The organism is Rhizobium mongolense USDA 1844 (assembly GCF_000419765.1).
Taxonomy (GTDB): Bacteria; Pseudomonadota; Alphaproteobacteria; order Rhizobiales; family Rhizobiaceae; genus Rhizobium; species Rhizobium mongolense.
The window spans coordinates 379,881-390,766 of record NZ_ATTQ01000001.1; the positions used below are offsets into that span (position 1 = coordinate 379,881).

Annotated in this window: 12 protein-coding genes and 1 pseudogene; 7 read left to right on the forward strand and 6 right to left on the reverse strand. The window is 58.3% G+C overall.

Annotated elements, in window-relative coordinates; translation table 11 throughout:
- Positions 1 to 4 precede the first annotated feature (4 nt).
- On the reverse strand, positions 5 to 1,285 hold the full coding sequence (locus A3C3_RS0102135) for a TRAP transporter large permease (protein WP_022712970.1): 1,281 nt from the start codon (positions 1,283 to 1,285) through the stop codon (positions 5 to 7).
- A 10-nt stretch (positions 1,286 to 1,295) separates the two neighbouring features.
- Positions 1,296 to 1,856 (reverse strand): TRAP transporter small permease, encoded by a 561-nt coding sequence (locus A3C3_RS0102140; RefSeq protein ID WP_022712971.1) that lies wholly within the window; start codon positions 1,854 to 1,856, stop codon positions 1,296 to 1,298.
- Positions 1,857 to 2,142: 286 nt separating this feature from the next.
- On the opposite strand from A3C3_RS0102140, the gene A3C3_RS0102145 reads away from it, so the two are divergent.
- A complete protein-coding gene (locus tag A3C3_RS0102145; RefSeq protein WP_022712972.1) occupies positions 2,143 to 2,796 on the forward strand; it encodes a TetR/AcrR family transcriptional regulator in 654 nt (217 codons plus the stop codon).
- A gap of 373 nt (positions 2,797 to 3,169) precedes the next feature.
- On the opposite strand, the gene A3C3_RS0102150 is transcribed toward A3C3_RS0102145, so the two are convergent.
- Positions 3,170 to 4,069 carry a LysR family transcriptional regulator gene (locus tag A3C3_RS0102150; protein WP_022712973.1) on the reverse strand — a complete coding sequence of 300 codons (900 nt, stop codon included), beginning with the start codon at positions 4,067 to 4,069 and terminating at the stop codon, positions 3,170 to 3,172.
- 98 nt (positions 4,070 to 4,167) lie between these two features.
- On the opposite strand from A3C3_RS0102150, the gene A3C3_RS0102155 reads away from it, so the two are divergent.
- From A3C3_RS0102155 to A3C3_RS37530, 4 genes are read left to right on the forward strand one after another with little or no spacing between them, the layout of a single operon-like run.
- On the forward strand, positions 4,168 to 5,370 hold the full coding sequence (locus A3C3_RS0102155) for an MFS transporter (RefSeq protein ID WP_022712974.1): 1,203 nt from the start codon (positions 4,168 to 4,170) through the stop codon (positions 5,368 to 5,370).
- Between the two features lie 13 nt (positions 5,371 to 5,383).
- Complete coding sequence (locus A3C3_RS0102160; RefSeq protein ID WP_028739324.1) at positions 5,384 to 6,130, forward strand: SDR family oxidoreductase; 747 nt, start codon at positions 5,384 to 5,386, stop codon at positions 6,128 to 6,130.
- Positions 6,131 to 6,143: 13 nt separating this feature from the next.
- Positions 6,144 to 6,611, forward strand: coding sequence for a cyclophilin-like fold protein (locus tag A3C3_RS0102165; RefSeq protein ID WP_022712976.1), 468 nt, complete (start codon positions 6,144 to 6,146; stop codon positions 6,609 to 6,611).
- Positions 6,612 to 6,652: 41 nt separating this feature from the next.
- The gene (locus A3C3_RS37530; protein WP_022712977.1) at positions 6,653 to 7,009 is read left to right on the forward strand and encodes a hypothetical protein; all 357 of its coding nucleotides are present in this window, start codon (positions 6,653 to 6,655) and stop codon (positions 7,007 to 7,009) included.
- A gap of 15 nt (positions 7,010 to 7,024) precedes the next feature.
- On the opposite strand, the gene A3C3_RS0102175 is transcribed toward A3C3_RS37530, so the two are convergent.
- Positions 7,025 to 7,405, reverse strand: coding sequence for a winged helix-turn-helix transcriptional regulator (locus tag A3C3_RS0102175; protein WP_022712978.1), 381 nt, complete (start codon positions 7,403 to 7,405; stop codon positions 7,025 to 7,027).
- 144 nt (positions 7,406 to 7,549) lie between these two features.
- On the opposite strand from A3C3_RS0102175, the gene A3C3_RS0102180 reads away from it, so the two are divergent.
- Both A3C3_RS0102180 and A3C3_RS37535 read left to right on the forward strand, forming a co-directional pair.
- The gene (locus A3C3_RS0102180) at positions 7,550 to 7,939 is read left to right on the forward strand and encodes a DoxX family protein (RefSeq protein WP_022712979.1); all 390 of its coding nucleotides are present in this window, start codon (positions 7,550 to 7,552) and stop codon (positions 7,937 to 7,939) included.
- Between the two features lie 23 nt (positions 7,940 to 7,962).
- A complete protein-coding gene (locus A3C3_RS37535) occupies positions 7,963 to 8,685 on the forward strand; it encodes an SDR family NAD(P)-dependent oxidoreductase (RefSeq protein WP_022712980.1) in 723 nt (240 codons plus the stop codon).
- 50 nt (positions 8,686 to 8,735) lie between these two features.
- Here the strand turns inward: A3C3_RS37535 and A3C3_RS0102190 are convergent, their stop codons facing one another.
- Positions 8,736 to 9,968 (reverse strand): SAM-dependent methyltransferase, encoded by a 1,233-nt coding sequence (locus A3C3_RS0102190; protein WP_028739325.1) that lies wholly within the window; start codon positions 9,966 to 9,968, stop codon positions 8,736 to 8,738.
- A gap of 460 nt (positions 9,969 to 10,428) precedes the next feature.
- Positions 10,429 to 10,689: pseudogene (locus A3C3_RS43100) on the reverse strand (ISL3 family transposase); the annotation flags it as partial.
- Between the last annotated feature and the right edge of the window lie 197 nt (positions 10,690 to 10,886).

Below are 10,886 nucleotides of genomic sequence, written 5' to 3' on the forward strand. Positions count from 1 at the left end.
GCGATCAGTGTCCGAACCAGGAGACCGGGACAGTCACCAGTTGCGGAAACAGGACGAGCAGAAACAGGACGATCAGTTCGGCGATGAGGAAGGGCATGACGCCCTTCATCAACTCTTCCATCGAGAGTTTCGAGACGCCGCAGATAACATTGAGCACGGTGCCGACCGGCGGCGTGATGAGGCCAATCGCATTGTTGATGATGAAGAGCACGCCGAAATAGACGGGATCAATTCCCGCCTGCTTGATGATCGGCATCAGCACCGGCGTCATGATCAGGATCGTCGGCGTCATGTCCATGGCGGTTCCGACGACAACGATCAGCACCATGATGGCGAGCAGCAGAAGGGTCTGATTGTCCATCAGCGGTTCGACCAGGGCCGCGAGCTCGCCGGGCACGTCGGCAACTGTGATCAGCCAGGCGGAAACCGCCGCACAGGCAACCAGAAACATGACGACGGAGGTGATCTTGGCGGCCGCCACGAACACGTGAAACAGTCTCGCCGGGGGCAGTTCGCGATAGATGACCATCGAGACGAAGAGCGAATAAACAGCGGCAACAACGCCGGCTTCGGTTGGCGTGAAGACACCGAATTTCAAGCCGACGATGATGATGACCGGCAGCATCAGGGCCCAGATGCTGTCGATGAAGGCTTTGAGACGCAGCGCGCCGGTCTGCTTCGGGGGAAGTGCGAACTGCTCCTTTCGAGCAACGATCAGCCAGGTCACACAGAGTGCGGCTGCGATCATGAGCCCAGGGAAAATTCCCGCCAGAAAAAGCTTGGTAATCGAAACGCCGCCGACCACACCGAAGAGGATGAAACCGATCGACGGAGGAATGATCGGCCCGATAACCGAAGCTGAGGCGAGGAGGCCGCCGGTGCGGGCCGGGTCGTGTCCGGACTTCTGCATCATCGGAAAGAGAAGCGCGCCCAAGGCTGCTGCATCGGCAACGGCCGACCCGGAAAGGCTCGAAAGGACACAGGCGGCGAAGATGGCGACAAAACCGAGACCGCCGCGGACATGGCCCACCATCGCCATGGCAAGGTCGACAATGCGGCGAGAAAGTCCGCCGGTATTCATGACCTCGCCGGCAAGAAGAAAGAAAGGCACCGCCATCAGCGGAAAGCTGTCGGCGCCGTTCAGCACGTTCTGCGCCACGATCTGCGCATCGAACATGTCAAGATACATCATCAACGCAACACCGCTGATGATAAGGGCAAAGGCGATCGGCACCCCAAGCGCCATGGGACCGAGAAGTGCTCCGAGGAAGATGGATACCGTCATTTCCCGTCCCTCAATGCTTTGTCACGAGCTTGGCAAGTGCCGGATCGTGATCCTCGAGCGCGACTTGTTCCTCACTGTCGCGGACAAGTTCGACCGTCGTGACATCGATGCGGCCCGTGGCGATCGCGAATGCGTCCCACAGGAGAATGAGAAATGCCGGAATGCCGAACGCCAGGCCGGCGCCGTAGAAGAATGCCATCGAAATTCCGGTTGCCGGCGCTGCCACATGGACGTTGATCAGGGTCTGCGTCCAGGCACCGCTGATCATCAGCCAGGTCGCGAGCAGCATCAGTGTATGCCCGGCGAGCGCAGCCATTCTGGCAGCCGTGGGTGGCAGGCGCCGCAGCACGGAATCGACACCGAGGTGGCCATGCTCGCGCATTGCGACGACCGCGCCGAGAAATGTCAGCCAGACGAAGAACATCCGCGACAGCTCTTCGGAGGACGTGATGCCCTGATTGAAGGCATAGCGAAGGACGACATTGCCGAAGACGAGCACGACCATGCCTGCCAGCAAGAGCGCGATCGTCGCCTTCAGCACGAGAAAATAGAAATCGATGATGCGGGTCATTCGCTCCTCCCAAAGCGTAGGCCACAGATCCAAGTGAGCTTCCGACGTCCCTTAGTCGCGCGGGGACGCGCATCTGAGCGGAGACCTCGCGCCCCTCCTCCGGGACATGTTGCCTTGATTTCAAAATGTACTAACTAGTTCGAATGTCAAGCGGTGATGTATTGAAACGGACGTGCAAGGTGAATATGACTTTGTCGTCGAGCGCGCATGAAATGGCAGCCTCCACGTTAAGGCTCCCGTTTTGACGATTGGAAACAGCGATTTAGGGAATATGGTCGTGAGAGAGATGGCGGAGCGGGCTGAAAACGGACGAAAGAACGATCCGCAGCGGACGCAGGCGGATATTCTCGTCGTCGCGACGAAGGAGTTCGCGACCCATGGCCTCGCCGGTGCGCGCGTCGATGCGATCGCGGAAAAGACCCGCACCTCGAAGCGGATGATCTATTACTATTTCGGCAGTAAGGAAGGTCTCTATCTCGCCGTCCTGGAGCAGTCCTACCGCAAGATCCGCTCGCTGGAAGCCGACCTTCAGCTTTCGAACCTTGAGCCGGAAGCAGCCCTGCGCACGCTAATCGCAACGACTTTCGATCACGACGAGGCCAACCCGGATTTCGTCCGGCTGGTGAGCATCGAGAACATTCATCACGCCGCGCATATGCTGCGCTCGGATGCCATCCGCGACCTCAACGTCTCGGTCATAGAGACGATCGCTAAAATCCTGGAACGTGGTTTCGAACAGGGCGTATTTCATCGCAAGGCCGATCCGATCGATCTCCACATGATGATCAGCGCCTTCTGTTTCTTCCGCGTCTCGAACCGCTATACCTTCGGCACGATTTTCAGGCGGGATCTCTCGGAAAGCGAGACGATTGACCGGCACCGCGGAATGATCGCCGATGCCGTCGTCAGCTATCTCAAGTCCTGCCCGTCGCCGGATTGACACCGGCCAGCTTTGCGGCGGCGATCAACCATTTTGTGTCGGAAGAAAGACGAGGCGGCCGCCGCGAACAACATGTCCAACTCGACAAGGCCTGAAGGTTCCTCGTAGCCGCGCCGCCGATACCAGTAACGCGAGAAGCGTTCATCTGGGTGGCGCACTCTTTGCATAAAAAGGGAATTTTTGTCCGGAGATCCACTTCGGGCCACAATCTGATCGACCGCCTTGAAGGGATCCGAACCGACGACCGGTTTTTACGAAAACCTATTCATCTCAAAGGCGCGAGCAGCGGTCATTGCACACACCGACCGCTCAGCGCCTTCGCAGTCATTGACTCGACTCCCCCAACCCTAAAACAACGCTAACCGCGAGGTACCTATCGGTATTGTCTCCATCGGTAGAAATCCACAAGCGCACGGAAAGCCGGCGAAGCAAGGCGACGGCTCGGGTAATAGAGATGGTAGCCTTGGAAGGTCGGACACCAGTCCTCGAGGACATTGCGGAGCGAGCTGTTTTCCACATGTTGGCGAACCAGGTCTTTCGGCACGTAGGCGAGCCCGATTCCGTCGAGAGCGGCGTCGATGGCCGAGGCGATATTGCTGAGCGTCAACGGCCCCTCCACCCGGACACTGAACTCACGACCGTCTTGCTCGAACTCCCATGCGTAGAGCGTCCCAGATGTTGGCAGGCGCAGGTTGATACAGTCGTGGCCTGTCAGTTCCTGAGGGTTTGATGGGAACGGAAACCGCGCGAAGTATGCAGGCGCGCCCACAACAGAGTACGTGACATCCGGCCCCACCCGAACAGCTATCATGTCGCGGGCCACGGCCTCGCCAAGCCTGAGCCCGGCATCGAACTGGCGCTCGACGATATTTGTGAACCCGTTATCCACGATGAGTTCTACGGTGATGTCCGGGTTTTCTCCAAGGAAAGCGGGAAGCCTCGGTCGGAAGACCAGATCGATAGCATCATCGGGGCAAACGATACGGACATGCCCCGACGGCCGGTCCCTCAGTTCCTTGATCGCGTTGATTTCCGACGCGATGCCTTCAAAATGGTGTGTAATCCTCTCGACAAGACGCTCCCCTGCGGTTGTCGGAGCTACGTCACGTGTCGTCCTCGCAAGGAGACGTATGCCGAGCCGCTCCTCCAGCGCCCTGATCGTATGGCTCAGAGCCGAGCGTGTCACACCCAGCTTCGCCGCTGCGCGCGTGAAGCTACGCTCCCGCGCCACCTCCAGGAAGGCTTTCATTTCCGCGAATTCGTCACGACGCATTGTTGAGGCTCCTTCACCACGGCATGCAGACTATACCTCCTAGTGGCTCGAAACCAACCTGACTATCTTGCTTCTCACAACAGAAGCGAGATGCACGAATGACTGAGATCACACTGCAGGAAGGTTTTTCAGGGCGCGTGGAGACAACGCCTTGGGGCGCGGTCATCTGCCTGTCGCTCCTCACCTTTCTCCTGGTTGGGCTTGAGTTCTTGCCGACCAGCCTTCTGACCCCGATCGCCCGGGACCTCTCTGTCACAGAAGGTCAAGCAGGGCTTGCGATCGCGGCGTCCGGCTTTTTTGCGGTCATGACCAGCCTGTTCGGAAATGTCGTCTTAAGCAGATTGGACAGGAGAACGGTTGTCTTCGTCTATACTGCCGTGTTGGCGGTCTCCAGCCTCGTGGTAGCGCTTGCAGGCAGCTTTCCAGTTTTCCTGATCGGCCGAGCGATGGTCGGCATCGCGATCGGCGGCTTCTGGTCGCTTTCGACTGCTATCCTCGCACGTCTCGCATCCGGCCCCGACCTCGCAAAGGCCATCGCCCTGCTCCAGGGTGGGACCGCGTTGGCGATCGTTACCGCCGCGCCGCTTGGGAGTTTCCTCGGTAGTCTCATCGGCTGGCGAGGTACCTTTCTAATCACAGTACCCATCGGTCTCGCGGCATTGGTATGGCAAATCGCTGTGTTGCCGAAGATGCCGGCCGCCGCAGCCGCATCGGTGACTGAAATGTTCGGGTTGCTCAGGTGCCGCACCTTCGCGATCGGAATGGCGGCAACGACGCTCGCGTTCATCGGCATGAACTCGCTATCGATCTACCTGCGGCCGTTCCTCGAACGCGTCACTGCCCTCGACATCAACATTCTGTCCATGGTCCTGCTGGGCTTGGGCGTTGGCGGACTGGCCGGAACACTTGCAATCGGGCTCGTGCTGCGACGACATCTGAGTGCTGCCTTGATCGGGATTCCATGCATCCTCGCGCTCCTCGCAGTCCTCCTGGTCTGTATCGGCTCGTTCAAAGCCGTCACAGCGGCCGTCCTCGTGCTGTGGGGCTTCCTCTCAACGCCGATTCCCGTTGCGTGGAACACCTGGATGACACAGATCATCCCCGACGATCTCGAAGCTGGTGGCGGACTTCAGGTCGCGTTGATCCAGTCTGCAATTGCCGGAGGCGCATTCGCCGGAGGGATGCTCTTCGATACCGTCGGTTGGTGGAGCGCGTTTCTGCTGGCTGCCGTCCTGCTCGCCGGGTCTGCCGTGCTCGCGACAATGTCGCGTCCCGGCACCCAACACCAATCCAATTTTTGAACTGGAGATCATCCTGTCGCAGGGGATCGAAAACAAGGTCGTCGTAATAACTGGCCCAAGCAGTGGACTGGGTGAGGCGACGGCCCGCCATCTGGCCGAGCGTGGGGCCATTGTCGTCCTTGGTGCTCGCAGGGCCGATCGCATCGAGGCTCTCGCCAGCGAACTCACCGCAAAAGGTCATAAGGCAAAAGCCGTCCAGACAGACGTGACGGAGCGTAATCAGGTCAAGCATCTCGTGGACTCGGCAGTCCGGGAGTTTGGCCGCATCGACGTCATGCTGAACAATGCGGGCCTGATGCCTCTGGCTCCGCTTGAGCGTCTCAAGATCGACGAATGGGACCGCATGATCGACGTCAACATCAAGGGCGTCCTGTATGGTGTAGCCGCCGCACTCCCCCACATGAAGACCCAGAAATCCGGACACATCATCAATGTGTCGTCGGTCTGCGGGCATGTAGTCGATCCAGGAGCGACCGTCTACTGCGCCACCAAGCATGCAGTCCGCGCCCTCTCCGAAGGCCTGCGCAAGGAAGTTAAGCCCTACAACATCCGCACCACGATCATCTCTCCCGGCGCGGTCAGCGCCGAGCTTCTCGAGCATATCAGCGAAAAGGACATTCAGGCCGGTACCCGAGAGTTCGTCAGCAAGATCGCGGTGAGCGCCGATACCTTTGCCCGAACCGTGGCCTTTGCCGTCAACGAGCCTGACGACGTCGACATCAACGAAATCCTTTTCCGTCCGACCGCGCAGCCTGTCTGACTGGAGGAAGAGCATGTCTTCGTCTTCACATCTTACCCGCCGCAAAATCTTGGCCGGAACCTTGATTTCCGCTGCTCTGCCTTTTGCATCGTTCGCACAACGGGGGCGCGATCCGGACAGCCAGGAGCCGACGGACGTTCGTATCGGGATGAGCTTTGGCGACTACGCCATGACGGCGACGCTCTATGACAATCCGTCGGCACGAGACTTCGCGTCGATGCTGCCCCTGAGCCTCAAGATCGAGGACTACGGCGGAAACGAGAAGATCGTCTACCTTCCCCGCAAGCTCACCGAAGACGGTAGCGGGCCGTTCGGCAACGAACAGCCCGGCGATCTTTGCTACTTCAAGCCCTGGGGAAACCTGGCTCTCTTCTACGCCGACTACAAATGGGATGGCCTGATCAGGCTCGGCCGCTTCGATGACGGCTTCAAACCTCTGCTTGTTCGCGGCGAATTCCCGGTGCGCATAGAGCGGAATTGACACCACGCCTTCATTCCATCCATCAGGAAAGGACCTGCTTGATGAACACCTTCAAGATCCCGATCATAGCAATGGCTATGGCCGTATCGTCCCCGGCCCTCGCCGACGACGAAAAGGGCTCTATCGTTGGTGCGTGGAACATGACCTTCCTTCAGTTCACCGACGCGAGCGGCAGACAGAACACGATTCCGTATTCCGGGCAGGTGATCTTCTCGAAAAGCGGCACACTATCCGTGCAGGCCATGAACCCAGACGCTGCGGCGGAGCCGACGCCTTACACGGCAAACGGCTATGAGGCCTATTATGGCCCGGTCGAAATCGACGAAGCGAAAAAGACGTTTGCCATCACGGTGGGTTCATCGCTCGTTCGCAACCACGTTAACCGTCTGGCTGCTTAAGAAAAGTTTGCGTTTCTATTTTGACGTAGCCTGTCTTCCTCGGGTCGTAGTCCGCACCGGGACCGTCTTGCCGTACTCGTTCCACCACGCGCTCAAGGCTTCCATGGTCGGCCCAAGACCTCTTGCCTTGGCGGTGATCTCGTAATCGACCCGTGGCGGCACCTCGGCGTAAACTGTTCGCGAAACGAGTCCATCCGCCTCCAGTTCCCGCAGTTGCGCCGTCAACATATGCTGCGTAATGCCGGGAATAGCCTTCCGTAGCTCGCCGAAGCGGTAGACCCGTTGGTTGAGCAACCACATGATCTCCAGCTTCCATTTGCCGGAAAGCAACGAGAAGGCTCGACGCATCTCCTCGTGCATGTTGATGCCGTCGTCATCTTCAGTATGCATTTCCATACCAGCCCATCCAAATTCATCCTACTTGCGCATATCGATCTTACACTACATTTTCTTTGCGAACACCAGAGCCGCGTTGCGCTGGAGCCACGAAAAATCGACACGCACGAAACCCGCCGGGGACCCGGCGGGAAAGGATACTCTATGGCCGAAAATCACATCTACTGGATCAGCACGACGCTTCTTAGCCTGCTGTATCTCTCATCCGCCGTGACCTACGTCGTAAAGACCGAGTGGGTTCGCACAACGATCGTTGGATTCGGATATCCGGCATACCTCGTTCAGGTTCTTATCACCGTCAAGGTTCTCGCCGTCGCAGTGGTGCTGTCACGTTTGAGCATGGCACTGAGCGACCTGGCGTATGCTGGCATGCTGTTTCACCTTGTCCTTTCCGCCATGGCGCACCTCGGCGTTCGTAAGCCTCTCGGCGCGCTCCCCGCGCTGCTTGGACTGATTTTCCTCGTAACCTCGTTCGCGACTCAGAACGCTGCACGCGACATCCCCTCACCCTACGCGCTGTCACAGAAGTACTGAAAGCCTTGAAAAGGAGATTTGCCATGGGAAGACTCAACGGAAAAGTTGCGATCGTCGCGGGCGCTGGCCGCGGCATCGGACGCGCAACGGCGAAACTGTTTGCCGCTGAAGGTGCAAAGGTCGTCGTAGTTTCGCTAACACCTGCAAATGTGGATACGGTCGTCGCCGAGATACGATCGGTGGGCGGGACGGCGCTTGGAGCGGCCTGCGATCTCGGCGACGGAGATCAGATCAAAGCTGTTGCGTCCAACGTCGTCGAAACCTACGGCGGTATCGACATCCTCGTAAACGTGGCCTTTGATAACTCGGCCGTACGGTCGGCCGTCATTGACGTGTCGGTCGAGCAACTGCAACGCAATTTCGATACGGGACCGATCGCCTACTTGCGGATGATGCAGGCCTGCTACCCTTATCTGAAGGCAAGCGGCGAAGGCCGCGTCATAAATTTCGCTTCTCTCGCAGGAGTCCTCGGGCTACCTCCATATGGCCCCTACAACCTTGCGAAGGAAGCGGTGCGTGCGCTGACCCGGACAGCAGCGCGCGAATGGGGTCCAGACGGGATCACCGTCAACACCGTGCTCCCGGTTTTGATGGAGACAGCTGGATTTTTTCTGCTGTCGTCCGGCGTTTGGCATTTGCCCCGATCGCGGACAGCCGACCCGAAATCGGCACGGATGGTCCAACCGCAGTCTTCAAGATTTGCCGGTCCCTCGGATCAAATAAAGAGCGAACCCTACGTTCATTAACGTGGGCACTAGCGGCGATTCGGGCCAGCGCGCTTGCTAGTGGCGCCACCTCATTCCGCGGCCCGTACACCAGAGTTTGCCATCGTACGATGGGCCTGCTCCCAGTTTGCCATGTAATCACGGGTGAGCGGGACGGCGTCTGCCCGCTTGGCAAGCTGCATCTGAAATACCATCATCGAGCGAAAGCGGAATCCGATCTCGCACAGAACGAGATAGAATTCCCACATGCGGCAGAACCGTTCGTCATAGAGTGCCGCAATGCGCTGACGATTAGCCATGAAACGCTGACGCCAGTGGCGGAGGGTATCCGCGTAGTGCAGACGCAGAATTTCGACGTCGGTGACAACTAGGCCCGCACGCTCTACGGACGCGAAGACCTCGGAAAGGGACGGAATATCCGCTCCTGGGAAAATGTACTTGCGAATGAACGGATTGATCGGAGCAGGCGCATCGGAATATCCGATCGAATGCAGCAGCGCGACGCCGTCGGGGGTCAGGAAATCGCCAAGCCTGGCAAAGAACTCCTCGTAATTCCCTTTGCCTACATGCTCGAACATGCCGACCGAAACCACCCGATCATATTGACCAAGTTCCTTACGATAATCACGCAGACAAAAGCGTACGCGATCAGCGAGGCCCGCAGCGGTAGCGCGTCCCTGCGATACCTTGTGCTGCTCGACGCTCAAGGTGAGGCCCGTGACGTCCGCGCCGGTCTCCTCGGCCAGGTACAAACCGAGGCCCCCCCAGCCAGAACCAATGTCGAGTATCTTAAGATCCGGCCGGTCGAGGAGCAGCTTTGAGGCGATGTGGCGTTTTTTATGCTCCTGCGCCGCCTCGAGATCATCGTCCGCGCTCGTGAAGTAGGCGCAGGAATACTGGCGGTCCTTATCGAGGAAGAGATCGTAGAGCTGGCCGGACAGATCATAATGATGGGCGACGTTGCGCCGTGCGCGATCGAGCGGATTGCATTGCTTCAGCCGACGCATGATCCGGGACAACAGCGAGAACCAAGCCATCTGCTCGAAGTTGCGATAGTTTTTGGCAGCAATTTCGAGAAAGTCGAAAAGGGTTCCTTCCTCGATGGTCAGCAAGCCATCCATGTAGGCTTGCCCTATCGACAGTTCGGGGTTCAGGGCCAACGTATAGTCGAGATGGCGAGCGCCGAGCCGGATCGTACAGTGAGGTGAAGTGCCGTCTCCATACGCGTGAACCTTCCCCGCCCCATCGATTAACCGTACACTGCCAGTCCGCACGATTGATTTTAGGATTGCAGGAAACAGCATGTGGCAAGTCCTCAGCTCTGATCGTCGATCGAATGCCTCTGGCGCACCTTCTCGCAATGATCGAACACCTTTGCGACGAGTGACGATGCGCCGAAAGATCCCGCTAACAGGGATAAAACGTTGCGGATCATCGTTCGAGAGACTGCGATTTTCAACTCTCGCCGGTCCTGTGGAACTATAACCACCGTAGCCATGGCTGTCGAGATTCCGGGAAAGCAGGTCGTCGTCTGATCACTCCATTTCGGCAATCAGGTCAGGGACGAAGTAAAAGGAATATCTACTCGGCAGTGCGCTGTCGTCGATCCGGACGCTACCTGCAGGGCGTGCCCCGGGTCGCTGACCGGGCGGTTGGTTCGTATTTATCTCGGATCAAGCATGGGTTCCGTTAATCGGCGCCCGGCGTTTGATGAAGGACTGCTCGCCCGGATCACGGAAAGAAGTTCACACCCTCGGTGCGAAACAGATGAAAGCGATCCGCCACCTGAGACGCTTGCGGCGCTCCTTCACGGGTAGCCTGCGCGTAAAGTCCGCATCTATCTCGGCTTACGACCTCAACAGAGGAATGCCGTTTCAACCATTGTGCAACGCTTGACACGCTCCGATCCTCGAGAATGTCAACGACCTTTCGGCGCTCAAGATCGACAATGATCGTGCCATAGCGCCACGATTTCCTCCAACTCCAGTCATCGATGCCGACGATCCGAGCCGGGACTTCGTCAGCAGCTCTTGCAGCATTGCGCGCCGTGATATCGACGCCGTCTGTAACGCCATCGACCTGCCCTGGAGCAATGTCAGGCAGAAGGTCAGATCAACCGACTGAAGACGATTAAGCGCGCAATGTATGGCAGGCAGGCCCAGAGCTTCTCAGAGCGCGGATGATGCCGATGAAAGTGATTACATAAAGTGAGGAAGAGCCCA

Excerpts from the sequence above, each read along its gene's own strand:
- A3C3_RS0102165 (WP_022712976.1), top strand. The coding sequence starts at position 6,144 with ATGTCTTCGTCTTCACATCTTACCCGCCGCAAAATCTTGGCCGGAACC.
- A3C3_RS0102135 (WP_022712970.1), bottom strand. The coding sequence starts at position 1,285 with ATGACGGTATCCATCTTCCTCGGAGCACTTCTCGGTCCCATGGCGCTT.
- A3C3_RS37535 (WP_022712980.1), top strand. The coding sequence starts at position 7,963 with ATGGGAAGACTCAACGGAAAAGTTGCGATCGTCGCGGGCGCTGGCCGC.
- A3C3_RS0102150 (WP_022712973.1), bottom strand. The coding sequence starts at position 4,069 with ATGCGTCGTGACGAATTCGCGGAAATGAAAGCCTTCCTGGAGGTGGCG.
- A3C3_RS0102145 (WP_022712972.1), top strand. The coding sequence starts at position 2,143 with ATGGCGGAGCGGGCTGAAAACGGACGAAAGAACGATCCGCAGCGGACG.
- A3C3_RS0102190 (WP_028739325.1), bottom strand. The coding sequence starts at position 9,968 with ATGCTGTTTCCTGCAATCCTAAAATCAATCGTGCGGACTGGCAGTGTA.
- A3C3_RS0102155 (WP_022712974.1), top strand. The coding sequence starts at position 4,168 with ATGACTGAGATCACACTGCAGGAAGGTTTTTCAGGGCGCGTGGAGACA.
- A3C3_RS0102140 (WP_022712971.1), bottom strand. The coding sequence starts at position 1,856 with ATGACCCGCATCATCGATTTCTATTTTCTCGTGCTGAAGGCGACGATC.
- A3C3_RS0102180 (WP_022712979.1), top strand. The coding sequence starts at position 7,550 with ATGGCCGAAAATCACATCTACTGGATCAGCACGACGCTTCTTAGCCTG.
- A3C3_RS37530 (WP_022712977.1), top strand. The coding sequence starts at position 6,653 with ATGAACACCTTCAAGATCCCGATCATAGCAATGGCTATGGCCGTATCG.
- A3C3_RS0102175 (WP_022712978.1), bottom strand. The coding sequence starts at position 7,405 with ATGGAAATGCATACTGAAGATGACGACGGCATCAACATGCACGAGGAG.